At 70.8% G+C, this 26,193-nt stretch carries 33 protein-coding genes; 15 read left to right on the forward strand and 18 right to left on the reverse strand.

Features of this window, described 5'->3' with window-relative positions:
• Positions 1-25 precede the first annotated feature (25 nt).
• Positions 26-706: a TNT domain-containing protein gene (locus ABZ624_RS10755; protein WP_360085061.1), complete on the reverse strand. Its 681-nt coding sequence runs from the start codon at positions 704-706 to the stop codon at positions 26-28.
• Between the two features lie 546 nt (positions 707-1,252).
• On the opposite strand from ABZ624_RS10755, the gene ABZ624_RS10760 reads away from it, so the two are divergent.
• The 3 genes from ABZ624_RS10760 to ABZ624_RS10770 all read left to right on the forward strand — a co-directional run bounded on the left by ABZ624_RS10760 (position 1,253) and on the right by ABZ624_RS10770 (position 4,534).
• Positions 1,253-1,990 (forward strand): flavodoxin family protein, encoded by a 738-nt coding sequence (locus ABZ624_RS10760; protein ID WP_360085064.1) that lies wholly within the window; start codon positions 1,253-1,255, stop codon positions 1,988-1,990.
• 105 nt (positions 1,991-2,095) lie between these two features.
• The gene (locus ABZ624_RS10765) at positions 2,096-2,857 is read left to right on the forward strand and encodes a class I SAM-dependent methyltransferase (RefSeq protein ID WP_360085067.1); all 762 of its coding nucleotides are present in this window, start codon (positions 2,096-2,098) and stop codon (positions 2,855-2,857) included.
• A gap of 144 nt (positions 2,858-3,001) precedes the next feature.
• Complete coding sequence (locus ABZ624_RS10770; RefSeq protein WP_360085070.1) at positions 3,002-4,534, forward strand: SDR family oxidoreductase; 1,533 nt, start codon at positions 3,002-3,004, stop codon at positions 4,532-4,534.
• A 368-nt stretch (positions 4,535-4,902) separates the two neighbouring features.
• Here the strand turns inward: ABZ624_RS10770 and ABZ624_RS10775 are convergent, their stop codons facing one another.
• The 4 genes from ABZ624_RS10775 to ABZ624_RS10790 all read right to left on the reverse strand — a co-directional run bounded on the left by ABZ624_RS10775 (position 4,903) and on the right by ABZ624_RS10790 (position 7,135).
• Entirely contained in the window at positions 4,903-5,109 is a 207-nt protein-coding gene (locus ABZ624_RS10775; RefSeq protein WP_067116135.1) for a cold-shock protein, read from the reverse strand.
• Positions 5,110-5,531: 422 nt separating this feature from the next.
• Complete coding sequence (locus tag ABZ624_RS10780; RefSeq protein ID WP_360085073.1) at positions 5,532-6,191, reverse strand: DUF5994 family protein; 660 nt, start codon at positions 6,189-6,191, stop codon at positions 5,532-5,534.
• Entirely contained in the window at positions 6,188-6,433 is a 246-nt protein-coding gene (locus ABZ624_RS10785) for a hypothetical protein (protein WP_360085076.1), read from the reverse strand. Before ABZ624_RS10785 ends, ABZ624_RS10780 begins: the two co-directional genes overlap by 4 nt.
• A gap of 441 nt (positions 6,434-6,874) precedes the next feature.
• On the reverse strand, positions 6,875-7,135 hold the full coding sequence (locus tag ABZ624_RS10790; protein ID WP_360085079.1) for a hypothetical protein: 261 nt from the start codon (positions 7,133-7,135) through the stop codon (positions 6,875-6,877).
• A gap of 412 nt (positions 7,136-7,547) precedes the next feature.
• Between ABZ624_RS10790 and ABZ624_RS10795 the strand changes: the two genes are divergently transcribed.
• Positions 7,548-8,210: a hypothetical protein gene (locus ABZ624_RS10795; RefSeq protein WP_360085082.1), complete on the forward strand. Its 663-nt coding sequence runs from the start codon at positions 7,548-7,550 to the stop codon at positions 8,208-8,210.
• Positions 8,211-8,561: 351 nt separating this feature from the next.
• Here the strand turns inward: ABZ624_RS10795 and ABZ624_RS10800 are convergent, their stop codons facing one another.
• The gene (locus ABZ624_RS10800; protein WP_360085085.1) at positions 8,562-8,906 is read right to left on the reverse strand and encodes a MerR family transcriptional regulator; all 345 of its coding nucleotides are present in this window, start codon (positions 8,904-8,906) and stop codon (positions 8,562-8,564) included.
• 651 nt (positions 8,907-9,557) lie between these two features.
• Between ABZ624_RS10800 and ABZ624_RS10805 the strand changes: the two genes are divergently transcribed.
• A complete protein-coding gene (locus ABZ624_RS10805; protein ID WP_360085088.1) occupies positions 9,558-9,932 on the forward strand; it encodes a hypothetical protein in 375 nt (124 codons plus the stop codon).
• Between the two features lie 127 nt (positions 9,933-10,059).
• On the opposite strand, the gene ABZ624_RS10810 is transcribed toward ABZ624_RS10805, so the two are convergent.
• From ABZ624_RS10810 to ABZ624_RS10825, 4 genes are all read right to left on the reverse strand, one after another.
• Positions 10,060-10,374 carry an SCO5918 family protein gene (locus tag ABZ624_RS10810; RefSeq protein WP_360085091.1) on the reverse strand — a complete coding sequence of 105 codons (315 nt, stop codon included), beginning with the start codon at positions 10,372-10,374 and terminating at the stop codon, positions 10,060-10,062.
• Between the two features lie 61 nt (positions 10,375-10,435).
• Positions 10,436-10,756, reverse strand: a complete 321-nt coding sequence (locus tag ABZ624_RS10815) for a CBS domain-containing protein (RefSeq protein WP_360085217.1) — start codon at positions 10,754-10,756, stop codon at positions 10,436-10,438.
• Between the two features lie 111 nt (positions 10,757-10,867).
• A complete protein-coding gene (locus tag ABZ624_RS10820; protein ID WP_360085094.1) occupies positions 10,868-12,358 on the reverse strand; it encodes a DEAD/DEAH box helicase in 1,491 nt (496 codons plus the stop codon).
• A gap of 180 nt (positions 12,359-12,538) precedes the next feature.
• Positions 12,539-12,742 (reverse strand): cold-shock protein, encoded by a 204-nt coding sequence (locus tag ABZ624_RS10825; protein ID WP_030648194.1) that lies wholly within the window; start codon positions 12,740-12,742, stop codon positions 12,539-12,541.
• A gap of 365 nt (positions 12,743-13,107) precedes the next feature.
• On the opposite strand from ABZ624_RS10825, the gene ABZ624_RS10830 reads away from it, so the two are divergent.
• Positions 13,108-13,590, forward strand: coding sequence for a DUF5994 family protein (locus ABZ624_RS10830; protein WP_360085097.1), 483 nt, complete (start codon positions 13,108-13,110; stop codon positions 13,588-13,590).
• Positions 13,591-13,620: 30 nt separating this feature from the next.
• On the opposite strand, the gene ABZ624_RS10835 is transcribed toward ABZ624_RS10830, so the two are convergent.
• The 6 genes from ABZ624_RS10835 to ABZ624_RS10860 all read right to left on the reverse strand — a co-directional run bounded on the left by ABZ624_RS10835 (position 13,621) and on the right by ABZ624_RS10860 (position 18,132).
• The gene (locus tag ABZ624_RS10835) at positions 13,621-14,814 is read right to left on the reverse strand and encodes a GAF domain-containing SpoIIE family protein phosphatase (protein ID WP_360085100.1); all 1,194 of its coding nucleotides are present in this window, start codon (positions 14,812-14,814) and stop codon (positions 13,621-13,623) included.
• A 139-nt stretch (positions 14,815-14,953) separates the two neighbouring features.
• Positions 14,954-15,466 carry a DUF5994 family protein gene (locus ABZ624_RS10840; protein ID WP_360085103.1) on the reverse strand — a complete coding sequence of 171 codons (513 nt, stop codon included), beginning with the start codon at positions 15,464-15,466 and terminating at the stop codon, positions 14,954-14,956.
• Positions 15,467-15,668: 202 nt separating this feature from the next.
• Complete coding sequence (locus ABZ624_RS10845) at positions 15,669-16,643, reverse strand: STAS domain-containing protein (RefSeq protein WP_360085106.1); 975 nt, start codon at positions 16,641-16,643, stop codon at positions 15,669-15,671.
• A gap of 327 nt (positions 16,644-16,970) precedes the next feature.
• Complete coding sequence (locus tag ABZ624_RS10850; protein WP_360085109.1) at positions 16,971-17,240, reverse strand: hypothetical protein; 270 nt, start codon at positions 17,238-17,240, stop codon at positions 16,971-16,973.
• A 75-nt stretch (positions 17,241-17,315) separates the two neighbouring features.
• Positions 17,316-17,543 (reverse strand): hypothetical protein, encoded by a 228-nt coding sequence (locus ABZ624_RS10855; protein WP_360085112.1) that lies wholly within the window; start codon positions 17,541-17,543, stop codon positions 17,316-17,318.
• 4 nt (positions 17,544-17,547) lie between these two features.
• Entirely contained in the window at positions 17,548-18,132 is a 585-nt protein-coding gene (locus ABZ624_RS10860) for a DUF5994 family protein (protein ID WP_360085115.1), read from the reverse strand.
• A gap of 210 nt (positions 18,133-18,342) precedes the next feature.
• On the opposite strand from ABZ624_RS10860, the gene ABZ624_RS10865 reads away from it, so the two are divergent.
• From ABZ624_RS10865 to ABZ624_RS10885, 5 genes are all read left to right on the forward strand, one after another.
• Positions 18,343-18,714: a metalloregulator ArsR/SmtB family transcription factor gene (locus ABZ624_RS10865; RefSeq protein WP_360085118.1), complete on the forward strand. Its 372-nt coding sequence runs from the start codon at positions 18,343-18,345 to the stop codon at positions 18,712-18,714.
• A complete protein-coding gene (locus tag ABZ624_RS10870; RefSeq protein ID WP_360085121.1) occupies positions 18,711-19,454 on the forward strand; it encodes an MIP/aquaporin family protein in 744 nt (247 codons plus the stop codon). The genes ABZ624_RS10865 and ABZ624_RS10870 overlap by 4 nt, the downstream gene beginning before the upstream one ends.
• A gap of 24 nt (positions 19,455-19,478) precedes the next feature.
• Entirely contained in the window at positions 19,479-19,907 is a 429-nt protein-coding gene (locus ABZ624_RS10875) for an arsenate reductase ArsC (RefSeq protein ID WP_360085124.1), read from the forward strand.
• Positions 19,904-20,410 carry an N-acetyltransferase family protein gene (locus ABZ624_RS10880; RefSeq protein WP_360085127.1) on the forward strand — a complete coding sequence of 169 codons (507 nt, stop codon included), beginning with the start codon at positions 19,904-19,906 and terminating at the stop codon, positions 20,408-20,410. The genes ABZ624_RS10875 and ABZ624_RS10880 overlap by 4 nt, the downstream gene beginning before the upstream one ends.
• Positions 20,411-20,733: 323 nt before the next feature.
• Positions 20,734-21,654: an MBL fold metallo-hydrolase gene (locus ABZ624_RS10885; protein ID WP_360085130.1), complete on the forward strand. Its 921-nt coding sequence runs from the start codon at positions 20,734-20,736 to the stop codon at positions 21,652-21,654.
• Between the two features lie 207 nt (positions 21,655-21,861).
• On the opposite strand, the gene ABZ624_RS10890 is transcribed toward ABZ624_RS10885, so the two are convergent.
• Complete coding sequence (locus tag ABZ624_RS10890; protein ID WP_360085133.1) at positions 21,862-22,626, reverse strand: GAF and ANTAR domain-containing protein; 765 nt, start codon at positions 22,624-22,626, stop codon at positions 21,862-21,864.
• A 672-nt stretch (positions 22,627-23,298) separates the two neighbouring features.
• Positions 23,299-23,667 carry an STAS domain-containing protein gene (locus tag ABZ624_RS10895; RefSeq protein ID WP_360085136.1) on the reverse strand — a complete coding sequence of 123 codons (369 nt, stop codon included), beginning with the start codon at positions 23,665-23,667 and terminating at the stop codon, positions 23,299-23,301.
• 308 nt (positions 23,668-23,975) lie between these two features.
• On the opposite strand from ABZ624_RS10895, the gene ABZ624_RS10900 reads away from it, so the two are divergent.
• The 4 genes from ABZ624_RS10900 to ABZ624_RS10915 all read left to right on the forward strand — a co-directional run bounded on the left by ABZ624_RS10900 (position 23,976) and on the right by ABZ624_RS10915 (position 26,170).
• Complete coding sequence (locus tag ABZ624_RS10900) at positions 23,976-24,371, forward strand: DUF5994 family protein (RefSeq protein WP_360085139.1); 396 nt, start codon at positions 23,976-23,978, stop codon at positions 24,369-24,371.
• 276 nt (positions 24,372-24,647) lie between these two features.
• Positions 24,648-25,478: a hypothetical protein gene (locus ABZ624_RS10905; protein WP_360085142.1), complete on the forward strand. Its 831-nt coding sequence runs from the start codon at positions 24,648-24,650 to the stop codon at positions 25,476-25,478.
• A complete protein-coding gene (locus ABZ624_RS10910; protein WP_360085145.1) occupies positions 25,475-25,849 on the forward strand; it encodes a transcriptional regulator in 375 nt (124 codons plus the stop codon). The genes ABZ624_RS10905 and ABZ624_RS10910 overlap by 4 nt, the downstream gene beginning before the upstream one ends.
• 189 nt (positions 25,850-26,038) lie before the next feature.
• On the forward strand, positions 26,039-26,170 hold the full coding sequence (locus ABZ624_RS10915) for a hypothetical protein (RefSeq protein WP_360085220.1): 132 nt from the start codon (positions 26,039-26,041) through the stop codon (positions 26,168-26,170).
• Positions 26,171-26,193 lie beyond the last annotated feature (23 nt).

Here is a 26,193-nt window from a genome sequence, read left to right on the forward strand (position 1 = left end):
CCGTCCCGGATGGAACGCCGTCGGGTTACGTCAGTTCCTTCAGTTTGTAGGCGTTGACGAGCACGGGGATCGTGTCGGTCGTCACGTACTGCAGGCCCAGGCCGGGCTGGCCGAACCAGGGCCGGATCGGTCCGGCCTCGACGGTGAACGGCTGTTCGACCCGGTAGCGGTGGTAGTTGAACGGATACTTCTGGGCGAAGGTGTCCAGATTGTTCGGCGGGATCGCGCGTTTGGCGTACGGCGTGCCCGCCGGGGCGAGGAAGTTGCCGAGACCGCTGCCGAAGAGGTCGAGCAGCTGGCCCTTGCGGAGCGTCACGGGATGCTTGACCGGCTTGCCGTTCTCCAGCACGAAGCCCTGGTTGTCGGGATACCACCAGCCCGACTTCGCCGTCTGGGGGTCCGTCTGCCAGTAGCACCCGAGGAACCAGTAGGAGGAGGTGTCGTCCGTGCGGTGATAGCCCTTCAGCATCGCGCCGATGGCGCCTGTCTGGGGCAGGTGTGCCGGTCCCAGCCGCCAGTCGTCGTGGTAGTAGCGCTGATAGGCCGTCGGCGGAGGAACGTTGGTCTGGCGGTTGCGGTGTGTGGTGGGGCAGTGAACTCCGTTGCCCGTACGGGGTAGGTCGGCGCGGGCAGCGGCCGGTGAGATGCCGATCAACAGCAGAAGCGACGCCAGGACGCTCGCCGAGAAGGCGCGCAGTACGCGCATTCGGTGTCCTTTCTCATCCGGCGCCGGCCCGGCGCCGCGTGGGGAGGGAAGCCGGTGTCGCTGACTGGCGGCCGGCCGCATCATTACGGGGCTCATTTCATCGCGGCACATGCGCGAGGGATGAAGGCGTCGCAGATAGTCACCCGAAACGATGACCGGAATTGCTCGAACAGCCGAAGAAACGGCGCGGCTGCCCAGGTCGACTCCGTGTCGAGGACTGCGCCGAGGCAGGCCGCTGGTCCGAGGCCCTTCTCCGGGAGCGCACGAGCGTGGCGGGGCCCCTGCTGGACGGGGCCGGCACGTAACCACGGTTGTCGAAGACAAGTCGAAGACAAGCGGCCCGGACCGTCGCTCGGCCCGGTGCAGCCGCGCCGGGCCGGGCCTGTTTTCACGGTGCCGGACGTGCGCCCATGGCAGAACGCCTCCGAACGGGGGACCGCACGGCAGTGCGTGCAAGTGGCGTCCGTCGCGGTCGGCCCGCACGCTGGACCGGGAGCTTGACGCGCCGCCGCGCACCGTGCGTCGGCAAGGCTATGGGAGGACCGTGTGACCGCTTCGTCGCCCGCCATCGATGCACCGCCGGCCCGGTACGACGACCTGCGGGCTCTGGTGATCAACTGCACCCTCAAGCGCTCGCCGGAGACGAGCAACACCCAGGGGCTGATCGACCGGAGCACCGCCATCATGGAGGCACAGGGTGTGCACCTCGACGTCGTACGGGCGGTGGACCACGACATCGCCACCGGCGTGTGGCCCGACATGAGGGAGCACGGCTGGGAGACGGACGCCTGGCCGGAGCTGTACCGGCAGGTCATGGCGGCCGACATCCTCGTGCTGGCCGGACCCATCTGGCTGGGCGACAACAGCTCCGTGACGAAGCAGGTCATCGAGCGCCTCTACGCCTGCTCCAGCCTGCTCAACGAAGCAGGCCAGTACGCCTATTACGGCCGGGTCGGCGGCTGTCTGATCACCGGGAACGAGGACGGCGTCAAGCACTGCGCCATGAACGTCCTCTACAGCCTGCAGCACCTGGGCTACACCATCCCGCCCCAGGCGGACGCCGGATGGATCGGCGAGGCGGGCCCCGGCCCCTCCTACCTCGACCCGGGCTCGGGCGGCCCGGAGAACGACTTCACCAACCGCAACACCACCTTCATGACCTGGAACCTGCTCCACCTGGCCCGGGCGCTGAAGGACCTCGGCGGCATCCCCGCCTACGGCAACCAGCGCACCGCCTGGGACGCCGGCTGCCGCCATGACTACGAAAACCCCGAACACCGGTAGGAGTACCAGAAAGCCCCAGGAGCGGCGTACGGCACTGATCGACGCGGTGGCCGGGTTTGCGGTGACCGGTTTCTTGCCGCCCAGGTGCGGGCCGATGATGGGGAGATGACCGCCATCTCTCGCGCACAGTCGTTCAACAGGGCCGCCGCCCAGTACGCGGCCAGCCGGCCGTCGTATCCGCCTGCCCTCTTCGACGCCATCGAGGAGCTCACGGGTGGCCGCCTGGCCGGTGCCCGTGTCGCCGATGTCGGTGCGGGCACCGGGATCGCCACCGCACTGCTGCAGGAGAGAGGCGCCGAGGTGATCGCCGTCGAGCCCGGTGAGGCCATGGCGCGCGAGTGTCGCGCCGCGCTGCCGGAGGTCCCGGTCGTACGTGGAGACGGCAACGCCCTGCCGCTGACCGGCGCTTCCTGCGACCTCGTCACGTACGCGCAGTCCTGGCAGTGGACCGATCCGGCCCGCTCCGTCCCGGAGGCGCTGCGTGTCCTGCGCCCAGCCGGTGCGCTGGCGGTCTGGTGGAACACCACGGCCTTCGACGTTCCGTGGATCCGCGCGCAGCACGAGCGCATCGCGCGTTGCTGCGGGACGGAACCGGCGCCCGCCACGCGCCCCGGCGACAGCGACGCCATCCGGCTGGCGGGCCTGACAGGTCTGCGGGTCACACGCCGCCAGGCGCGCTGGACCCGGGTGGTCTCCCTCGACACGCACCTGGCCAACATCGGCAGCCGCTCAGCGTTCCTCGTCCTGGACGAGGCCCGTCGACGTACGTTCTTCGCCGGTGAACGCAGACTGCTGAGCGAGGCCTTCCCGGCTGGCACGGTCGAGGAGGCCTACCTGGTTGATCTGCTGGTGGCCGTTCGCCCATGACGCTGGCGTACGGGCGTCGACGCCGGTGTCAGCCCCCGGCCGGAGCAGCTGCGGTTGCGGTAATCGTCCCCGGACCCAAGCATGGGCTCAGGTGGGCATCGACAGAGCCCTTGGGAGGGGCACGTCCCGGGGAGCATGAGAGCCATGACGTTTCCTGCGGTCCGGTCGACCGACGAGGACAGGCCGCTGCGCTGTCTGGTCACCGGTGCCACCGGTTACCTGGGCGGCAGGCTGGTGCCGGAGTTGCTGGCCGCCGGGCATTCCGTGCGCTGTCTGGCCCGCTCGCCCGGCAAGCTGCGGGACCATCCGTGGGCCGGGCAGGCGCAGGCCGTGCGCGGAGACGTGACGGACGAGGAGTCCGTGCGCTCGGCGATGGAGGGAATGGACGTCGCGTACTACCTGGTGCACGCGCTGGGCACGGGGCGCGGTTTCGAAGAGACGGACCGGCGCGCGGCCAGGATCTTCGCCGAGCAGGCGCGCGCCGCCGGGGTCCGGCGGATCGTCTACCTCGGCGGGCTGACCCCGTCCGGAGTACCCGAGCACGAGCTGTCGCCCCACCTTCGGTCCCGCACCGAAGTGGGCCGCGTCCTCCTGGCCTCGGGGGTGCCGACCGCCGTACTGCGAGCAGCGGTGATCATCGGTTCCGGTTCGGCATCCTTCGAGATGCTGCGGTATCTGACCGAGCGGCTGCCCGTCATGGTGACTCCGAGCTGGGTGCGCACCCGCATCCAGCCGATCGCCGTCCGTGACGTGCTCCGCCTGCTCGTGGGGTGCGCGCGGCTGCCGCACGACGTGAACCGCACCTTCGACATCGGCGGGCCGGACATCGTCACGTACGAGGAGATGATGCGGCGGTACGCCGTCGTCGCCGGGCTGCCGAAACGCGTCATCGTCCCTGTTCCGCTGCTCACCCCCCGGCTGTCCAGCCTCTGGGTCGGCCTGGTCACCCCGGTGCCGGGTGCTCTCGCGCGCCCGCTGGTCGAGTCGCTGAAGCACGAGGTGGTCTGCACCGAGCGGGACATCGTCCGTCACGTGCCGGACCCGCCGGAGGGACCGGTCGGTCTCGACCGGGCGATCCGGCTGGCTCTGAGGCGCGTGCAGGACGCGGACGTGGCCACCAGGTGGTCCTCCGCCTCGACTCCCCGTGCCCCCAGCGACCCGCTGCCGACCGACCCCGACTGGGCGGGCGGAAGCCTCTACACGGATCACCGTGAGCGCACGGTCGCGGCGTCGCCGCAGGCGCTGTGGCAGGTGGTCGAGGCGATCGGCGGCGAGAACGGCTGGTACTCCTCACCGCTCGCCTGGTCCCTGCGGGGCTGGCTGGACACGCTGGTGGGCGGTGTGGGCCTGCGCAGGGGCCGCCGGAACGCGACCCGGCTGAGGGTCGGCGACAGTCTGGACTTCTGGCGCGTGGAGGAGATCGAGCCGGGCCGGCTGCTCCGTCTGCGGGCGGAGATGCGGCTGCCGGGCCTGGCCTGGCTGGAGATGGCCGTCGACCGGGATCCGCAGGGCCGCACGGTGTACCGGCAGCGGGCACTGTTCCATCCGCACGGACTGGCCGGGCACGCGTACTGGTGGGGCGTGGCACCCTTCCACGCCGCGGTCTTCGGCGGCATGATCCGCAACATCGCCGCAGCGGCCGAGTCGGCCGCCGAGGAACCGGCCCGGGTGCACTGACGCCTACGGATGAGGGCAAGAACCACTGGACGGGCAAGAACCACTGGACCGCCGGGTGTGGCTCGACGCCACGCCCGGTTGCCGCCGGGCAGCCTCGCGGCGACAACCGGGGGAGCGGGTCGTACCGGCCTCGCGCGGCTTACGGCTCATTGCCGAACCATCAACCCTACGGGACGCGGTTCCCGCGTCCGGCCCGCCACAAGCCGGGTGCCACATCCTTCGGTCTTCAACCCGCGAACGACGCATCATCTGCCGTCGCGCTTGATAATCCGGAAAGCGGAAAACAATGGGCTGGGGCCCGCACCCCAAGGGTGCGGGCCCCAGCCACGTGATGCACGAACCACTGGCTCGCGACGATCGCGTCAGCGTCAGGCGGGAACGATGTTCTCGGCCTGCGGGCCCTTCTGGCCCTGCGTGACGTCGAAGCTAACCTTCTGGCCTTCCTGAAGCTCGCGGAAGCCACCGTTGCTGATGATGTTCGAGTAGTGGGCGAACACGTCAGCGCCGCCGCCGTCCTGCTCGATGAAGCCGAAGCCCTTTTCCGCGTTGAACCACTTCACGGTGCCAGATGCCATATTGAATCTCCCTTGGGGGGCAGTGCCGGACTCCGCACTTTGCGGAGCCGAGTCGCCGCGATGATCACCCCTCCGGAAAGATCCGGAAAGCTCTGCAAAGAAAAAATCTCTGGCAACCAAAACTGCAACTGATATCACGCTAGCACAGGCCGGATGGAAACGGCCACGCGTTTTGGGAGCGTCAGGTAATTCTCATCCCGTTCCGGTGTGTATTTCTGTGGTGGCGAGACCAGGTATCCATGTCCTGGCCGTCCAGCTTTCGGCGCATTTCTTCGTCCGGGGACGCGGCGAGGGGCCCGGGCGTGCCTGGCACCGGGCTCCGAAGCGTCCGCCAGCATCCGCCTCGTGCGGCAACCCTGACTCCGGCAGGCATGGAGATATGCACTCGCCGTGACAGATTTCCCTCCGCCCCCGGGCCCCACTCAGCTCGGGGAGCGGCCCGGTTCCGGTGTCAGACCGGCGGCGGACAGGAGCGATGCGGCGGCCCGCTCGGTCGCCTGCGGTGGCAGGACCAGCAGGTCCCTGCGCCCATGGCCGGGGGCCATCAGGACGATGGTGCTCGGCGCGTTTGCCCGGGTGGCCCCGCGCAGCCGGACGACCCGGTCGCAGACGAGCATGCGGCTCGGTGCTCCGGCCCACACCGTGCCGTTCACCAGGACACTGACGATCCGGCCCCAGCCCCGGGGCAGGCCGCAGAGCAGTTGCTCGAGTTCTGCCGCGAGACCGGAGGCGCGCGGCCACCACGCCCCGTCGATACGGCGTGGCAGGGTGCTCTCGGGCGCCAGGTAGAGGCGGAGGAGGGGCGGGGCCGGCGGTGGGGGCCGTAGGCGGTCGTTCGTCATGAAGGTGTCCTGTCGAGTGGTTCGGCGCGGTACGTCGTCCTCGGCCGGACGGTGTTCCTCGGCGGCACGGACCAGCGGCACCACGGTCTGTGTGTCCAGTTCGCCGTATGCGTGGACGATGCGGCACTCCTCGAAGAGCGCGGACACCTCGCCTCGAACGGCCAACGGCAGGCGGGGAGCGGGGACTTGAGGCCGGCTGCTTCTTCCGGCCGTGAGCGCCCACGGGGTGGCGTGCCTCATTCCGCCTCCCCTGTCGTGTCCCGGAGGCGTCCGCTCTCGGCGAGCGACGGCATCCGCGAGGCGGTCAGCGGGTTCTCGGGCTCGGCCGCGGCGGCCAGCAGCCGGCCCGCCGTTCCGGCGGGCTCCTCGGGAGGGGCGACCAGCAGCACCCAGCGTCCTACGGTGCCGCAGTCCAGCGAGATGACGTATGCCTCGCTTCCCGGTCCGGCCGGCTCCACGGCGATCACGCGGCCGTGCGCCATGACCGCGTGCGGGGCATCGGGCCATTCGGCGGGCCCACGGTGACCCGTATCGCGGCGCCCGGGTGCGGCTCCAACGTGCTGATGAGGGCGGGCAGTTCGCGTTCCAGCGCGTCGGCTGTGGACGCGCTTTCGGGCGGTGTTCCGCTGGGTTCCATCGCGCGGTCCGTTCCGGGAGTCGCCGGGCGACTGCCCGTTTCGTCACTCGCCGGGAACGGCACCGCCGGTAGCGCTGCGCGAAATGCCCTCGGTGCGGTCAGGCTACCTGTGATCGGGGGGGAAGCGGGGCGGGTCGGTCGGGCGACCGTATCGGCTCTGTCCTCACCTCGGTCGCGGGCCCGTCTGCCGGTTGTCCCGGCGGAGTTTCGAGGCGGTTGCCGTCTCCGAGGGTGACGGTCCGGTGGCGGGCGCGACGGCGGATCCGCGTCGCTTGACGGGCCCGGCTCACACCTCATCGACGTGTGCCTGTGCCTCCTGTGTCGACTCGCTGGTCGCGAGCCAGGACCGTGCGGGTTCCGCGGCCTGCCCGGTGTCGAGGGTGAGATGGAGCCGGGTCCCTTCTCCCCGGCCGGCGGGGTAGCTGCGCTGCTCGGTCGAGGCGAAGCAGCGGCGCAGCACTTCGGCGACGCGCCGGGCCACCTCCGGTGTCGCGGCGACGATGCGGACCTCGGCGTGGCCCTCGGGGGGCAACGGCTCGTGCTCCATACGGACCTCCTGGCAGGCGACGGGTGACAACCAGGCGTGCGGTTGCTGCCCGAGACGCCGGGCGACGGTGCGGGGCCGTGGCGCGTTTCCGCGGTGGCCCTCGTCTGAAGGGTATGCCGGGCAGGGGCGGCCGTGCGTGCCGCGGCCGGTCAGCGGTCCGGCCGCCTGCCGACCCCGGTGGCGCATCGAACCGGCCTGGGCCGCGGGCGGCGACCGCCCGCTTGAGGCCGGTGCTGTTCCCCGCACCGGATGCCGGTGGTCGTCGGCGAGCGCCGGGCCACCATGGCGGCCTCGGCCGGGAGTACGGTGGAGATACCGGGGGCAGGCCGCGCACCGGTTCCCGACGGTGCCGCTCTCGGCGATCGACGACGCGGGGCCGGTCCTGGACCGCTCCCGGGGCAGGGTTCGCCCGATGACCGCGCTCATGCTTCTCCCGACGACCGTGGACCTCCCCGCACCGGGCAAGTCGCGCACACCGAGTCGGCCGAAGCGGCAGCAGGGGCCTTCGCCCGGCGCGGGAGCACGCCTCCGTGAGCTGGCCCGTAGTCAGATGGAGGACCGCCGCCAGGAACTGGGGGATCTGTACGCGGAGACCTCCGGTGGCAGCCCATGGGCGTGGAACCAGGCGCGTACCGCCTTTCTGTGCCGTCTCGCGGCCGACGCACGACGACCTGGATTCTCGTTGCTGATCGCGGAGACCACCGCCCTGACCGGTTGCGCCTACGGCTTTCCCGCGGGCGGCGCCGGCCCGTGGTGGGCGGGCTTCGACGGACACGTTCGGGGCGGTCTGCTCCGCCGTGTCGCCCCCGGGCGGCTCTTCGTCGTCTCCGGGATCGTCGTCCCGCCCCGCGTGCGCCGTGAGCACCAGGCCCGCGCCTGGAACCTTGCCCGGCGCCTGCAGCGGCGACTGCTCGCCGACCAGGGCGCCGCGCTCGGGGTCACGCTGGTGGACGTCCGGGACGACGTGGCCGTTGAGTCGTTGCGTTCCTGGGGGTGGAAGGATGCCGGAGACGACACCCTCACGGCCGTACCGCCCGGCCCGTTCCGCGTTCTGATGCTGACTCCGGAGGGGTGAGCGCCCCGCCGTCGGTCACGGCCCGCCCCCGGTTCGGGGCCCGGGCAGGCGCAGGGCGAGGAGAGCGATGTCGTCGGTGCTGCCGGGGGGGCCGGACGAGTGGCCGATGTCGATGCCGGCGAGCGTGGCCGGTACCTCACGGCGCGGGCCGGAAGGCGGTACAGGTCGGTGCCTGTGCCGAGGGCGTCCTGGTCGGGCCGGCCCGATGCGCCGGACGTGGAGGAGCTGGCCCGAGTGCGCCGGACGTGTGGGAGCGGCCCGGCGTCATCCGTCGCTGCTACGAAACCGACGCTGTCCTCGGCCCGTCCGGCGGCCGCCGGACGGCGTTCCGGAGGCGGCCCCGCCGTGTGTTCAGCCGGAGCCGGAACTGCCCGCCGATCCGCTGGTGGCCCGGCGGTGCTCGGCGTTGATGCGCTGTGCTTCTTCGAGCTGGTCCTCGAGGATGACGATGCGGCACGCAGCCTCGATCGGAGTCCCCTTGTCGACGAGTTCCCGGGCGCGGGCGGCGATCCGCAGCTGGTAGCGGGAGTACCGGCGATGTCCCCCCTCCGAGCGGAGCGGAGTGATCAGACGAGCTTCACCGATCGCTCGGAGGAAGGCCGGAGTGGTGCCGAGCATCTCGGCTGCCCGGCCCATCGTGTACGCGGGGTAGTCGTCGTCGTCCAGACGATCATTCAGAGGGTTGTCCGATGTCATGTCACCTCGCTGTGTAACGCGTCGAGGGGCCCCAGTGCCGTACGGCACCAGGGCCCCGAAGGGAATTCAACACCATCTGTCGGCCCTACTGCTGTGCCGACCTTCTGTTTCCGCTACCCGGCCCGGCAGGGCGGAGCGGGGGATCGCAGCTGCTTGACCGGGGACCACCATCCATTCCGGGGTCTTGCGGTACCCGGGCCGAGTGCTTCTCGGGCCGGGCGATCCTGATGGCGTCTGCTCCTCCGTTTCCTCTCGGGTCCCTTCGGGACCAACCGCTGATTGAACCGGTACTGCTGTTGGCAGCTCCTCGACGTGCGAGCCGCCCAGTGCGGCTCCCAGTCCCGTCACCGCTCTGGGAACACTGTGGCTTCGAGGCTCGAGAGCCGCACTGACCTGCGTACTTCGTATTCAGCCACCCGCCAGTTCGTGTCTGGCGGGTCTCGTTCGACCGTGTCTACGAGAAGAAGCGTACCCACGCCGGACAGCAATGTCTACTCTGGCAAAAGTAGATTTCATCCTTCCGGTGGACGAAGACGCCTGCCGCGATCGGCGCTCACCAGTCGCTCGTGAGCTGCCTCCCGTCACCCGCGCTACCGCTACACGCCCCGCGGGCGGTTCCTGATACGGGTGGGCCTAATAAGCTCTGCTGTCATGTCGAACCCTGATGAGCTGCTCGTCGCCATCTCCGCCGCGGTGGAGTCCGAGCGAAGCAATCAGATGTCGCTGACCGTGGTCGTCGGCGGTGCCGTCATCACCGGCCGGCTGGCTCCCGAGGCCGTGTGGAGGGAGCGGGTGGCGGAGGTCCTGAAGGACTCGGACCGTCTCCGCCCGTTCGCGGACGTCTTCGCCCGCAGTCCGCGAGGGAGCCGGCCCGGTCGTGGCGAGGCGCCCACGCATCTGCACTTCCATCTCGCCCGGATCCTGCAGGGCAGCCTCGGGATCCCGGAGACGGGCGGTATGTACCGCGTCGCGATCAAGGACGTCAGTGCATGGACCGTAGGCGATCTCGTCCACTTCGACCGGTGAGACGCCGTCCCCGCCCCGTTGCCCGGGCAGCGGTTTCCGAGCGGACGGCGACACAGCGGTGGGGGCCCTGCCGACGCGCGTCGGCAGGACCCCCACCGGGATCCTGAGGGCGGTTTCCCGCCCGTCCTCATACGGCCACGGAGCCGGTCCCGCCGAGCAGTGCGGACGCGGCTTCGAGCGGAGTGGGTCCGCCCACGGGCGCGGCCTCGGGGCGGTCGTGGCAGGTGAAGCCGAGGCGCGTCATGGCCCGCGTGACTTCACTTGCGGTGAAGTCACGGGGGTCCTGTCGCGTGAGGACCCGGCCCACCTGCTTGACGGGATAGCGGCGGCGGCCGATGGTCACGGACTCACCCGTGACGAGCTCGGGTCTGACGCCCTTCATCGAGACCAGCACCCCCGTCCTGGTCAGGTCGAACGGGTACCGGGCGATGATGCAGCGCATGATGCCTCACAGGGGAGAAGTCGTGGGGGGAAGGAGAACGGGCCGCCCGGGGCGAGATGGATCAGCACGACAGGGCGGGTACGCCCGGAACCCGGCCGTACCCGCCGACGCCACCGGAGCGGGCGCCGGGCGAGGGCAGCGATCCGTCGAGGACGTCCCGCAGCCGGATCCGGTCCGTGTACGTGGAACTGTCGCGGAGAACGGCGAGCCGGACCAGGGTGATCGAACCCGTGCTCTGGTCATCCCCGTCGCACACGGTCAGGTATCCGACCCGAGCACCCGCCATGACGGCCAGAGCCACCTCGACGGTCATGTCGTCGCATACCCGGGGCCCCTGCCCGTCGGTGTCCTCGACCACGGTCGCGGGGGCGGGGTCCGGCATACGGTACTGGGTCCGCGCTGGCGTCAAGGGTGTCTCCTTCGGTAAGGGCTGGTCGGCTCGGTGGCCCGTGCGGCCCCGGGAGGCCACGCGGGCTCCGGTGACTGCGCCGGACTAGGCAGCCGACTCGTTCCCGGGCCGCTGCTGTGCCCTGCGGTGCACCCCCGCGCCGACGGGTCCGCCCTGGCCGGTGCGGCGCCGGCGGTTCCGGGACGGCGACGACGCCCGGCGGGTGCGTTCCACGACAGGCGCGGTGATGACCACCGGGACGCCGGAGGGCGTCTGGGCGCCTGTGATGCGGCTCAGCTCCGCCTCGCCCGAGCGGACCCGGGTGACGTGCGGGGTGATGCCGGCCGAAGCCATCAGCCGGGTCATGCCGCGGCGCTGTTCGGGGGTCACCAGGGTGACGACGCTGCCGGACTCCCCGGCGCGGGCCGTACGGCCGCCACGGTGCAGATAGTCCTTGTGGTCGCTGGGCGGATCCACGTTGACGACCAGGTCGAGGCTGTCGACGTGGATGCCGCGGGCCGCGACGTTGGTGGCCACCAGGACGGTGACGTGACCGTCCTTGAACTGCGCCAGTGTCCTGGTGCGCTGCGGCTGGGACCGGCCACCGTGCAGGGCCGCGGCGCGGACACCGCTGTTCAGCAGGTGCTTCGTCAGCCGGTCCACGGCGTGCTTGGTGTCCAGGAACATGATGACCCGGCCGTCCCGGGCCGCGATCTCGGTGGTGGTGCGGTGCTTGTCCGCGTCGTGCACGTGGAGTACGTGGTGCTCCATCGTCGAGACGGCACCGGCCGACGGGTCGACGGAGTGCACCACCGGGTCGGTCAGGTAGCGGCGGACCAGCAGGTCGACGTTGCGGTCCAGGGTGGCCGAGAACAGCATCCGCTGGCCCTCGGGGCGCACTTGGTCGAGCAGGGCGGTGACCTGGGGCATGAAGCCCATGTCGGTCATCTGGTCGGCCTCGTCGAGCACCGTGATGCCGACGTCGGCGAGCCGGCAGTCTCCCCGGTCGATGAGGTCCTTGAGCCGACCGGGCGTCGCGACGACCACCTCCGCGCCGGCCCGCAGCGCACCGGCCTGCCGGCCGATGGACATTCCGCCGACGACGGTGGCGAGCCGCAGGCTCACGGATCGGGCATAGGGCGCGAGCGCGTCGGTGACCTGCTGGGCCAGCTCACGGGTCGGGACGAGAATCAGGGCCAGCGGCCGGCGCGGCTCGGCGCGTCGGCCCGCCGTACGGGCCAGTACCGCGAGGCCGAAGGCGAGGGTCTTGCCCGACCCGGTGCGGCCGCGACCGAGTACGTCACGGCCTGCCAGGGAGTTCGGCAGGGTCGCCGCCTGGATCGGGAACGGTGCGGTCACGCCTTCATGGCCGAGCGTGGTCAGCAACGGCGCCGGCATGGCGAGATCGGCGAACGCCTCGACAGCGGGCAACGCGGGCGTGACCGTCTTCGGCAGCGCGAACTCGCCCCCCGCGGGCTGTCGGTTCCCGTAACCGCCGGAGCGGCGCGGAACGCTGGAGCGGCCCGCGGCGGCATTTCCTCCGAAGCGGTCGTATGTGCGATCGGTGCGTGCGCGAGTGGTACGTGTGCGGTTCACGTGGAACCTTCCTCGATGCGGGCACGTATCAAGGAATTTCCGCAGCAGAATGAGCGGCGCAGAGAATCGCGAGAACGAGCCGGAAACGACAGGGCCGAATCACCCTGGGAATAAAGCGAGCTGGGGCCCGCACCCCAAGGTGCGGGCCCCAGCTGCGAAGTATGCGTCAGTGCCGGTGCGTCAGGCGGGAACGATGTTCTCGGCCGTCGGGCCCTTCTGGCCCTGCGCGATGTCGAACGACACCTTCTGGCCTTCCAGCAGCTCGCGGAAGCCCTGGGTGGCGATGTTCGAGTAGTGGGCGAAGACGTCGGGGCCGCCGCCGTCCTGCTCGATGAAGCCGAAGCCCTTTTCCGCGTTGAACCACTTCACGGTGCCAGTAGCCATTTTGTTTCTCCTTACGGGGACGGTGTCAGGAATACGCCCTGTGCGCATTCCGTGTCGCCGTGATGATCAGCCGTCGGAAAAACCTTCTGGCAACCACACCTGCAACTGACGACGACAGTAGCACGTCGACGTCGGCGCTGCGCGGTAAATCATTCCGCGTCGCCTGTGATCGCAGGATATTTAGCGTGCGCCGCGTCAATTTCTTACGTCGCGACCACAGATATTGGTTCCCGGGGGTGCAGTATTGTGATGGACATTGTCGTGGACGGGGGCACGCGAGACGCCCACGTCCGCGGCACAGGAGTAGCGTGGAGGAGCGAGGCGAATCCCGTGTTCGCACCGTTTCCCGAAGACGGGTGGTCCTCATGACCAGCTCGGACACACCCCCTGTTCCCCGGCATCTGCCCAGTGGCGTCCATGAGGCCGTGCGGCCGGGGTGTGCACTGCTCAGGCTGGAGACGACAGCGTCACGGGAAGGCGTCCTCGACGGTGCGTGGTGGCCGCGGTCGCGCGACATCGGGGCCGAGCTGCCCGCGCTGCTGAGCGCCCTCACCCGGCACCTGGGACCCCTGACCCGCGTCGGGCTGGACACCGCGGCCTGGCAAGGGCTCCCGACGCGGATCGTCGTCGACGACCGGGTGGTGCACATCGACTCCTTCCCGGTGGGTGACGACACCGTCCTGATCACCCGGGGCGACCGGGACCTCTTCTCGCTCCTGGTGGTCCCGCCGAACGCGACACCCGACGCCGCCCGCGCCGCGATGGCCCAGGCAGTCCGGGCCGACAACATCAGCCAGGCGGAACAGATCCTCATCGATACCCGAAGCGGGCAGCAGCCGTCGGACTGATGCGCCGCACCTCGACCGAGGCCGCTGAGGTCAGCCGCGCCACTCCACCATGAGCAGTGTCGCGTCATCCGTGGTGTGTCCGCCCCGCGCCCGCTTGAGCGTGTGGGACAGGGAGCGCGTCACCGCCCGGACCCCGCGGCCGGTCCTCTCCAGATGGTTCACACAGTCGATCAGCTGGTCCTCCCCGAACTCCTCCCCACCGGCCTTGTGCTCCTCGACCAGTCCATCGGTGAAGCACAGGACGCGGTCCCCGCGCTGCAGCCGCAGTTCGCTGATCCGTGGCTCCGAACCACCCAGGCCGACAGGGAGGGTCGTCGGGGCGACCAGGCGCTGCGCGACGCGGTGGTCGCGGACGAGGATCGGCGGCGGGTGCCCGGCATTGACCCACTGCACCCGTCCCGTCGTCGTGTCCAGCTGCATCATTTGCGCGGTGACGAAGTGCTCGGGACCGAACTGCTTGGCCACGGCGCGGTCCATGAAGTCGTAGATCGCCGACAGCCCGATGCCGAGGCGGCGGGCGTGGCGGTAGGCGCCGATGGCCACGGTGGCCATCGTGGCCGCGTCCAGTCCGTGGCCCATCGCGTCGATCATGACCACGTGGAGGACGTCGCCGTTGAGCGCGTAGTCGAAGCTGTCGCCGGCCACGTCGTAGGCGGGTTCCAGGATCCCGGCCACGGCGACCCGAGGCATGATCATCGCCAGCGGTGGCAGCAGGGACCACTGGATCTCCGCGGCGGTGCTCATCGCCTCACCGCGTCGGACGCCGAAGAACATGTCGGAATAGCCGTGCTTGGTCACCAGCAGGTCGGCCACCAGGCCGGAGATCCTGTGCAGCAGGCGGCGGTCGTCGTCATCGATGCTGTCCAGCGTCACTGCCATGACCCCCACCTGGTCACCGCCGTCCAGCAGCGGCAGATGGAGCCGGACGCCGTCCTCCCCGGGCAGTTCGACGGAGACCGCGTCGAGAAAGCAGCGGCCCGCCGCGGAGTCGTCGATCACCTGTGGTTCCCCGTCCGTGAGGCCCTCGCCGGGCAGGGGTACGAGCCGCAGCTGGCCGTAGTCCTGCAGCAGCACCTGCGGACGGCGGCCCCCCAACCGCTCCACCACGTCGGCGACCAGCGGTCCGATCAGATGGGGAGGCAGCTCGTGCGCGCGATCGAGCACCGCTCCCAGGAGCGCTTCCCCGAAGCTCTCGGAGCGGTCCGCGCGCCGTCCGGACGTCATCCGCTCACCCGCCGTGATCCGCACGTACCGGTTGCGGCGGGGTGGGACGACGATGAGGTTGCTCGTGACATCGCTCCACCGGGGGACGTCGACGGCCGGAGCGGCCGGCCGGTCACACGGGCCCGACGGCGTCAGGCCCTCACCTGAGTCCGGGGCCTCCTTCCGACTCCCATGTGGCTTCTCCGTCGAGGCCGTTCTCGGCGAGTGCCAGGATGCGCGGCGCCGACAGCGGGTTCTCGGGGTCGGCGGCGGCGGTCAGCAGCCGGGTGGCCGCGCCGGCCGGCTCGTCGGGTGGGATCACCAGCAGTTCCCAGCGACCCACCGTGCCGCAGTCCAGGGTGATGGCATGCGCTTCGGCGGCGAGGTCGGTCCGGACCACCTCGATCACGTGGCCAGGCGCCAGCACGGTCTGCGGGGCATCGGGCCAGGACGTGGTGTCCACGGTGACGCGGATGACGGTGCCGACGGCCGGGTCCAACGAGCCGACCAGCGCGGGCAACTCCAGTTCCAGCGCGTCGCAGCGCGGCCACCACGCTCCGTCCAGCGGGCCATGGCTGACATCCGGCGTGAGGCTCAGCCGGGGCAAGGGCATCCCATAGCTGTGTACGTCACCTGGTGACGTACCCTCGGCGGGCTTGCTGACGGCGTCCATCGTGCGATCCCGTCCCGGGCGGCTCGCGGCTGCCCGCGTGTCTCACTCGCCGGGAACGGCTCCGCCGTGGTCGCGCGGCCGAAGGGCTCTCCGGTACACATCAGCCTACTCCGGCCGTGGCGGACGGCGCGGCGCTCAACCGTCGTGCAGATGGCAGGCGGCTCGGCTGTCGCGGCCGCCGGCTCGTCGCCCCTTTGCCTGATCACCGGCTCGCCGGGGACTGCCTTTCCACGGGCAGGACCAGCACGCACGGGGCGACCGGGCCGGGCAGCCCGACGATCTCTCCGAAGTTCTGCCAGCCCCAGGACTCGAAGACGGCTTGTCCGGCCTGGTCGAACGGATGGAGCAGGGCGACTCCCAGGGCTGCATGCCGGTCGGTGAGCAGCCGCTGCTGCAGGCGGCGGGCGATGTCGCGGTGCTGAGCGTGCGGATGGGCGACGACCTGAGTGAGTACGACGAATCGTGCGCAGGCGGTGAGCCGTTGGATGCTCTCCTGCAGCGTTCGGTCGAACCCTCTGCGGCCGTTGCCGTCAGGGCCCACCGGAAATCCGAAGGAGCAACCGACCAGCACCGTCGTCTCGGCGACCAACAGCGCGAAGCCGGGACGGTGGGCACTGACCGCCAGGCGGCGCACGAAGTCTCCGCGGTCGTGGAACGCCTCGCCGGGGGTGCCCGCGACGGACGCCATGGCCAGGTCCGCGATGTCCTCCCGCACCCCCTCGACCTGCCAACGGGTCAGCCGACGCAGACGGATCCCGTCCTTGAGGACCGGCTGATCCGTCCCACGAGGGTGCTCATCAGGCATCCGTGTCCCGGTACGGATGAGGTCGCCGAGCAGCTCGGGCGCCGCGGGACGCGCGGGGGCCGGGAGGAGCAAGGGAGTGGATCCGGTGACGGAGAGGAGCCGGGTGATCTGTGCGCACGGGTGGTGCAGCCGCAGGGAGGCGTGCACCCGGCCGGCGCGCCGGGACGCGCCCAGGAACACGTCCAGGCCCTTGGCGTCGCAGGAGTTGACCGTGGTCAGGTCGATGTCGATGACGGTGACGCCGTCGCGCAGGCACTGCTCCAGCGCGGCCCGCAGCAGTGGCACCGTTGCCGGTCCGATCGTACCGGCGAGCGTGACGAGTGCCTGTTCTCCGTGGTTCCGCCGGTGGATGTCCAGCCGGGAAAGGACCATCACGCCTCCCCTGGGCAGGGGCGCGGGCGGACACGGGCACGCGGAGCGGGCGCGGTCATGAGGAACGTGCGCCAACTTGCTTCGACCGCGGCGGACATGATGCCGACCCGTCTCCGCACCGACCGCTCGGACGGCTCGGGGCTCTTCTCTCGCCGAGGACGACCCGGCGTGGCGGCCGGAGTACGCGATGCCCTCGGTGCTTCCACCGTACGCCGCCCGCAGCCCTCCTCGACGCGCCGCGCGTACCTCCCCACTGCCCCCACCACGCAAGACCCAAGTCCACGCGCAAGCACCTCAGCGCCGCGTCAGCCCCGCGTCAGCGCCGCGTCAGCCCCGCGCCTCCTCGGCCTCCATGAGCTGGATCCCCTTGTGCGTCAGTGTGACCATCGCGGGCGTGTTTCCGCGTGTCCAGTCGACCTCGATCAGTCCCTCGACCGCCAAGTACGTGCAGGCCGCCGCCAGGTCCTCCGCGGGCATGGCGAGATCGTGGCACAGCTTCGCCCCGGTGATGCCGAGGAGGCGATTGCCTTCCACGGCCTCGTACAGGGTCCGCATGATCGCCTCGCGGTAGTGCTTCCGCTCGTGCAGTGTCGCCATGGCTGTCTGCCTTTCGTGCCGGCACCTCCGCACATCGTCTGGCCAGGGCGTCCCTCGGCCAGAAGAAGGTCTGCGTCATCGGCGGTCGCCCTCTCGGTCCTCACCGGGTGTGCCGTCGCCAGGGGGCCCACCCGAGGCGGCCGCCCCCGGCCTCTTCCGGTGCCGCCGACCGATTCCCGGTAGGGCGTCGCTGTAGTGGAAAGCACCGATCCGTTCGGCATGCTGCGTATTGAGCCGGTGGATCAGGAACACTCCCGCGATGATCGCGACGATGAGCACGGCGACCGCGACGACTGTCTCCACGTCCTCACCTCCTCGGGGAGGAACTCGGCCTCGGGGAGAAACTCATCCGCGGGGAGGAACTCAAGAGCCCAGGCGCCGAAGCGGCTCCTCCGTCGGTCTCCCATTCCTCTTCCCGGCTCCGGACCTCTGCCGCGTCGCGGCTCATGGCCTCGTCGGCCGTCAGATCGCTGGCCGTGCGGAGGCTCCCCGGAACGGCTGCTGCCGCCATCAGCCGGGCGGCGGCGGCCGGCTCCGTCTCCGGCGGGATCACCAGCAGGTCCAGGCGGCCCACGGTGTAGGAGAGGAGGATCAGTTTCTTCGGGTCCTGCTCGGCGGCGAACCAGCCGACGTGCACGACGTGCCCGGTGACAGGCACCCTGCGCGGGATGACGGGCCAGTGGGCCGGGTTCACGATGACGCGCGTGATCCGGCCCCAGCGCGCGTCCAGCGCCTCCGTCAGAGCGGGGATCTCCCGGAGGAGATCGCGGGAGCGGGGCCACCAGGCACCGTCCAGCAGACCCGGAGCCGAGGCCGGCGGGGTCAGGGACAGCCGGGCCGGCGCTGAGGACAGCCGCTCTTCGGTGATCGTACGATCCATGGTCGCGGTCATGACGCGGACCTGTCCCCGGGGCTGGTCTTCGACGTCCCGGTGCTGTTGCTCGCCAGGAACGACACCGGCATGGCGGCCGGTGCGCGAAGTACTCCCGGTGCTTTCACTCTACGCCCGTGCGAGCCCCCGGTACGGGTGGGCCTGGGGGCCTGTATTGACGTTCTTTGATGCAAGCTTCCGTCTTGGATCGAGAAACGTCAACATAGGGGAATGTCGAAACAAGAGCTTGAGGTGATCGGCCAGGACGGCGCCTGCTGCACGGGGCTGGCTGCCGCACCGTTGGGGGACGAGCAGGCGGCCGATCTGGCCAAGGTCTTCAAGGCCCTGGGCGACCCGGTCCGGCTCCGGCTGCTGTCGATGATCGCCTCGCGTGAGGGCGGTGAGGTGTGCGTGTGCGAGATGACGCCCGCCTTCGACCTGTCCCAGCCGACGATCTCCCACCACCTCAAGCTGCTGCGCCAGGCCGGTCTCGTCGACTGCGAGCGCCGTGGCACCTGGGTGTACTACTGGGCGCTGCCGGAGGCCCTCGACCGCCTGGCCGCCTTCCTGAAGACGCCGAGGGCCACGGGGGCACCCGCGTGAGCGCCTCTCTCGGGCGGCGCGCCCTGGCGGAGGCCGTCGGCACGGCGGCGTTGGTCGCCGTGGTGGTCGGTTCGGGCGTCCAGGCCACCGAACTGTCGCACGACGTCGGCGTGCAGTTGCTCGCCAACTCGCTCGCCACGGTCTTCGGCCTCGGCGTGCTCATCACGTTGCTCGGCCCCGTTTCCGGTGCCCACTTCAACCCGGTCGTCACGCTCGCGGCCTGGTTCACCGGCCGCCGCGCCGACGCCGGGCTCACCGTGCGGGACGTGGCCGCATACGTTCCCGCCCAGGTCGTGGGAGCGATAGCGGGTGCGGTCCTGGCCGACGCCATGTTCGGCGAGCCGCTGGTGCGGTGGTCGACGCACAACCGCTCGGCCGGCCACCTGCTGCTGGGTGAGATGGTCGCCACCGCCGGCCTGGTGTTCCTGATCTCCGGCCTGTCCAGGGTCGGCCGTGCTCACGTCGCCCCGGTCGCGGTGGCGTCGTACATCGGAGCGGCGTACTGGTTCACGTCCTCGACCTCGTTCGCGAACCCGGCGGTGACGATCGGACGGGCCTTCACGGACACCTTCGCCGGCATCGCGCCCGGCTCGGTCGCGCCGTTCGCAGCGGCGCAGACAGTCGGCGCGGTGCTCGGGCTGGTGCTCATGGGGTTGGTCTTCGAGCCACGGAGCCCTGCGCAGGCCGACACCTCGTCGGTCCAGGACGAGCCCGAACTCGCCGCCCCCACCCTCCTCTGACCCACTGCCCAGGAAGACGCCCCGATGCCCAGCACGCCCGCCACCGACCGGCCCTCCGTCCTCTTCGTCTGCGTCCACAACGCCGGCCGCTCCCAGATGGCCGCCGCCTTCCTCACCCACCTCGCCGACGACGCGGTGGAAGTCCGCTCCGCCGGCTCGGCCCCGGCCGACACGGTCAACCCCGCTGTCGTCGAAGCGATGCGGGAAGCGGGCATCGACATCTCCGCCGAGACTCCGAAGATCCTGACCGTCGAGGCCGTACAGGCGTCCGACGTCGTGATCACCATGGGGTGCGGTGACACCTGCCCGGTCTTCCCCGGCAAGACCTACCTGGACTGGACATTGGACGACCCCGCCGGGCAGGGCGTCGACGCCGTACGCCCCATCCGCGACGAGATCGAGAACCGTGTCCGGGGCCTGCTCGCCGACCTCGGCGCGGAGCCGCGCGCATGACGGCCGACGCGGCGGTCCGCATCGCCGCGATGCGACCCGAGCACGCCGCCGAGGTCCTGGCCATCTACCAACTGGGCATCGACGAGGGAGATGCGACCTTCGAGACGACCGCCCCGGCCTGGGAGGAGTTCGACCGGAAGAAGCTCGCCGACCACCGCCTGGTCGCCCTCGACGAGGCCGGGCGAGTACTCGGCTGGACCGCTGTCGTCCCGGTCTCCGACCGCTGCGCCTACGCGGGGGTGGTCGAGCACTCCCTCTACGTCCACCCGGGCGCCCGCCACCGAGGCGTGGGCGCCGCGCTGCTGCACGCCCTGCTCGACTCGACCGACGCGGCCGGTATCTGGACCGTCCAGTCCGGGATCTTCCCCGAGAACACCGCCAGCCTCGCCCTGCACACCAAGGCCGGCTTCCGCGTCATCGGCACGCGCGAGCGCATCGGCCGCCACCACGGCCGCTGGCGCGACGTCGTCCTCGTCGAACGCCGCAGCGCGGCCGTCGAGTAGCCGCCGGATGCCCCCTGCCCTGTCACAGCACGTCTTCGTGTCCCTGGACGGGGCGACCCCGAGCTCCTGGCGCTGATCCGCGACGTCCTGGCCCGTTGCCTGTCTGCCTGCGGGTACGGGAACGCGCCGGCCACGACCCGGCGCGTCTGGCCACCGCGAGCGACGCCGCGATCCGGTCACTCGGCCCCACCCCCGCAGAACTTTTCTGACCGCCACCGGCGCAGCGGCGAACGAACTGGTCGGCGCCGAGCGGAGAACCCGACGTATGCTCCACTGGATACGGGTGAGAACGAGTTCTGCCTCTGGGGCCCGAGGATGCTCATATGAAGGTGCCGATCGGTCGCCCCAGTCTGCGGCCCTACCTGCCTTACCGGCCGCGCGCTGCAACGCACCGTGAGGGGCTCACCGCTCGTTTCCTGGGCACCAGTTCGGTGCTGCTGTCGGACGGCGAGACCTCGGTGCTCAGCGACGGGTTCGTCACCCGCCCGGGGATGCTGCGCGTGGGCATGGGCAGGATCGCCCCGGACCGTGCGCTGGTCCGTGCCGCCATCGAGCGGCTGCGGGTGGACGCCCTCGCCGCTGTGGTGTGCGCGCATTCCCACTACGACCACGCCCTCGACGCACCGGTGTGGGCGCTGGAGACCGGCGCCGAGCTGGTCGGGTCGGAGTCCACCGCCAACGTCGGGCGCGGCCTGGGGGTCCCGGAGTCGTCCTTGCGGGTGGTCGGCGACGGCGACACCGCCACCTACGGCAGCTTCACGCTGACCTTCCTGGACTCCGTGCACAGCCCGGGCGACCACTACCCAGGCACCGTCGACCGGCCCTTGGTGCCGCCGGCCCGCGCCGGTGCCTGGAAGACCGGCACCGCCTACTCCGTGCTCGTCACCCACCCCCAAGGCCGCGTGCTACTGCACGCCAGCGCCAACTACCGGCCCGGCGCGCTTCGCGGTCACCACGCCGACGTCATCTACCTGGGCGTCGGCATGCTGGGCAAACAGCCCGTCGAGTTCCTCCACACCTACTGGGACGAGGTCGTGGCCGCGACCGGGGCCAGGCGGGTCATCCTGGTGCACTGGGACGACTTCTTCCTCGGCCTGAACCGTCCACTGCGCCCCATGCCCTACCTGCTCGACGACCTCGGCACCACCATGAGCCGACTGCTGCCCCTGGCCCGCCGTGACGGCGTCGACATCGTCCTGCCCGTGTCCTGGCAACCCAGCGCCCCCCTCACCGGTCTCGCGTGATCTCGGCCATGTAGTCCCGTAGTCCCTGTGATCGGCGGAGCTGGTCGACCACCCGGCCGACGATGGCGCAATCACCCTTACTCGTACGTGTCCGGACGCGGACGTCACCGTCATCCGTTCCACCGCGCTGGGCAACATCATGGTCGGCAAGGACACCTTCGCGAACACGCCCAACTATCTGCACGCGGTGCAGGGATCCGCCGCGGGTCAGCCGGCTCCGCGGCCACCGGGCTGCTCGGGCACCGGGATGACCACGGTGTCAAAGCCGCCCGAGACGATCCGGGCGGCGAGGTCCGACAGACGCAGCTGGTGGGCGCGCGCGTAGGAGCGGAACGCGGCGAAGGCGTCGTCCACCGAGGTGTGCCAGCGCTCGGCCAGCACGCCCTTGACCTGTTCCACCATGACGCGGTTGGTCAGGGCGGTCTCCAGCTGGCTGTTCTCGACGTGTGACTGTTCCAGGGTGCGCTGTTGAAGGATCGCGATGGTGGCCACGTCGGCCAGCGCCTGACCGAGTGCGATGTCGTCGTCGCCGAGGCGGCGAGGCGTCCCCTGGAAGAGGTTGAGCGCGCCGACGACCCGGTTGCGCAGGCGCAGCGGCAGCGCGTGTGTGACGGCGTACCCCGCATCCCGGGCCCGTGCGGCGAAGCGGGGCCAGTCCCGCGTCGTCTCCGGGCGGCTCAGGTCGATGTTCGCCCGGGCCTTTCCGGTGCGGTAGGACTCCACACAGGGGCCCTGGTCGTGCTGGAGCGCGAACAGTTCGAGGACGCGTGTGCGCTCGTCGGAGGCGGCGATGATCTGTAGTTCGCCGTGCGCGTCCACGAGCAGGATCCCGGCCGCCGAGACGTCCAGGAGCTCCACGCAGCGCGTCGACAGCCGTTGCAGCAGATCGATGACGTCGAAGTCCTCGACGAGGGAGTCCGCGACCTCCACGAAGATCTCGGCCAGACGTCGTTCGCGGGCCATGGCGATCATCCCTTCCACCGTCGGGCGAATACGGCCCGTTCGTGTCGTCGTCGAAACGGAGCATGGGGGCGACCAGGTCGGTCGCCCCTTCCCCGAGGGGACGCTCACCGCTGTACGCGTAGGCCCGCAGACACAGGAGGGCCTCCTCCAGCGGCAAGCCGAGCTGGACGCTGGTCAGTCCCGTGGCCCGGTGGGCGGCCGGGCGGTTCAGCCCGGTCGGCTGAGCCGGCAGGGAACCGGACCCGTGGCCGTCCTTGCCGCGGCCGCCGTGCCGGTTCCCGTTCAGGTACATGCCGGTCAGCGCGGCGGCCGCCGCCGTGGCGTCCGCCGACTGCTGCCCGCTCATCGTCCGTTCCGCGCCGCACAGCACGGTCAGTACGCCCCTCCGGACAGCTCCGAAACCGAGCGGGAAGCAGCACACCCCGTGGATGCGTGGGGCTCACTTCCGGGTGGCAGCCGACCGGCTCGGCCGTCCGGCCGCCATCCACGAGCAGCGACAGCGCGACGCCCTCGGCGCCCAACGCCCGCGCACTCGCCGGGGGCGGGTCGCTGCCCGCGTCCGCGTCCGAGCCCGCGCGCAGCGACCGCGGGACCTCGGCCATACCGTCGCTGGTCACCGTTTCCCGTTCTGCCGCCGCCGGTGCTCCGCACGGCACGGTGCCCCCTGACTCCGGGCGGACATCATGCGGGGCGGGCCGTCTCCGCGCGGTCGGCCGGGATGCCCTGCCAGGCGTCCTGGGCGCTGGCGTACCGGGGGAACCGGTCCAGGAGACCGCCGGCCCGCAGCAGGAGTACCGCGCCCGGCAGGGTGTGCACGAGGCGCACCCACCCGTGCCGCTTCCGGCAGTCCTCCCACGCTGCGCACAGCGGGTCCAGGACGCTGCCGTCCACGAAGGTCACGGCGCTCAGGTCGACGATGAGGAACAGCCGGCCGGTGCCGGAACGGCCCTCCTGCAGAGCCCGAGCGAAGCCCGGCGCGGTGATCAGGTCCAGTTCGCCGCCGACGCGAACCACTCGGCACTCGTCGAACAGGTCGGGATACGGGCCCATAGCCCCATCTCCTCTGAGGAGGTTGGCTTTCACCTTGCGCAGAGCCTCTGTTGCGCGGAGCGGTACTGCGCGGAGAGGGCCGGGGTCACGGGCTGCCGTGTGGCCAGCGTACTGGTGTCGAGGGGGCCCGCGACGCCGCTTCGGGGATGTGCGCGGGTGCCCGTCGGCGACGGCTCCTTTCCCGCCGGGCGGAGTTACGGTGAAGAACCGAGGGCGCGTCGTACGCCGGGCCGCCCCCTCGCCCCGCGGTCCGCCGCGGACACCCCGGGCACGTCCGCAGGGCCGTGCCCCCAGTCAGGAGCGCCTTGATGGCCGCCGTCCTTCAGCCCCCGCCCTCCCTGCCCATGGCCCGTCTGCGGCTGGCGCCGCGCGGTGCGGTGTCGCTGCGCGTCGACGGGGCATGGTGGCCCCGCTCCCGTGACCTGTTGTCCGAACTCCCGCCGCTGATCGGTGCCTTGCCCCGAGAGTGGGGGAAGATCGTCGACGTCACCGTGAACGCGCAGAGGTGGGCGGATTCGCCGGGACGGATACTCGTCGGCCACCACGTCGTAAGACTGCGCAGGGAGTCCGTGTGGCGGCGCCGGTACACCGTGTGCCTGCTCGACCCGGACCACGGCCGACGGAACCTGCTGGTCGTGCCGCCGGAGCTGGCCGCGGCGGACGCCGAGTACCTGATGGCGGCCGTGGCGTCCTACGGCCCGTGACGAGATCCGGAGACTACGGGGCCGCCGGGGGCTTTCCCGGCCGACGTTGTCGGCATGACTTGTCCGTCCCGAACCATGGGGCGCAGTAGGCGCTGATGTCTCCTCGGGCTGTCAGCCGGCTTACCGGGGTTGCCACTTGACCGGGCCCACTGGTGCCGGCCGGCTCGGCTTGCTCTTGATCGCAGTGTACTTTGTGCTGCAAAGTTCATCTCGGCGGGCGGCCGTTCGGGGGCCCGCTCATCAGCGCTGCCAAAGCGCCGACCACAAGGGGGACAGATGGGGACATCCGCACAGAGCGGCGCGGAATCGGAACCGAGGGCGGCCGCGGCCGCCTTGTTGGCTGCGACGGAAGGTCTCCGGGTCAGGACCCGCACGCAAACAAACGGTGCATGGTCTCCTCTCCTTGGCTTCGGGCTCCTCGCACTGGCGGCTGTTCCGATCGCCCGGTACGCCTTCAACTTCGGAGCCCACGGGCGCAACATCGGTTCTTATCCGGCCTTCGCCTACGCCGAGCTGACCGGTCTGTGCGTCGTTCACGAACCGGGGACGCCCTGTCTGAAGGGTGAGTTCGACGGCGCCGTACTGCGCTTCGCGGCCTGGGGCCTGTGGTTCGCGCTTCTCCCCCTCGCATGGTTCGTCTTCGCCCGCTGGTACCGCCTGCGGGGCGAGGCCCGGGGCATCGTTCCCCGGCGCGGCATGTGGGTCCGCGTGACCGCCACAGCCACCACAGTGATCACGGCCGCCCTGGCGGTGCTGCTGTTCGGCAAGGACCAGCCGTGGGAGGCCATGCTGCTGGAGAACAGCTACGCCTCCCCGTGGTACCTGGTCGGCATCGGTCTCCTCGCCCTCGGCATGGCCGAACGCAGTGGGATCGCCGCAGCGGCCGGCACCGCTCACGCGCTGCTGCTCACCGGGTACCTGGGAGCCTCCTGGGGCAGCGGATGGCTGCCGTGGCAGCACCCCGCCGAGCCAGGCTGGGCCGACGGACCACAGGCCAAGGCCTTTCTGCTCGCCGCCATCCTGCTCCTCGCCGGTCTGTGCGAGTGGGCGGTGGTCCGCCGCCGGGGAGCGCCCGGTGTAGCCGGTGCGGGTACGGTCGTCTCATGAGCGTGGAGGACCCGACCGCTGCGCGGGACGACCAAGAGGGCCTGCATCCCACCCAGGCACTGGATGACACCGTCCACCAGCGTGTGCGGCTCGGCGTCCTCACCATTGCCCGGGAGGCCGACCGGGTCGAGTTCAGCTTCATGAAGAAGCAACTGGCCGTCACCGACGGCAATCTCTCCCGGCACCTGAAGGTGCTGGAGGAGTCGGGAATGATCAACCTGGAGAAGGGCTACGCCGGTCGGCGCCCCCGAACGTGGGTGACCCTCACCCGCGAAGGTGCGCAGGCCCTGGACGCCGAACTCCGCGCCCTGCGTGCACTCGTGCTCCGCCTGGAGGCCCCCCGTTCCGCGCCCGGCGCACCCGGCACTTGACCACCGCTTCAGGAGTTCGATCACCGGGGGCAGCAGTCTGCCGCGGGCCCGGATGCAGACCGGTCTCGTGCGGGTGACCGAGGGAGCCCCCGCGGCCGTCCGGGCGAGCGAGGGGCGGCCGTCGCGGTCGGCTGGGCCGCCGGCGGGCTGCGGAAGTTCGTCGATCCGCGCATGGACCATGCTTGGTACATGTCCATGAAGCGCACCAATGTCCATGCCGACCCCGAGGACCTGGCGATCACCAAAGAGGCCGCCAAGCGCCGCGGGATGCAGAGCCGTCGGGCCCGGACGGTCCCAGGACCGGGGGCAGCACCCACGTGAACAGCTCCCGGAACCGCCCGGAC

Origin of the sequence: Streptomyces sp. NPDC007205, from assembly GCF_040634095.1 — a bacterium.
In the GTDB taxonomy this organism is placed as follows: domain Bacteria; phylum Actinomycetota; class Actinomycetes; order Streptomycetales; family Streptomycetaceae; genus Streptomyces.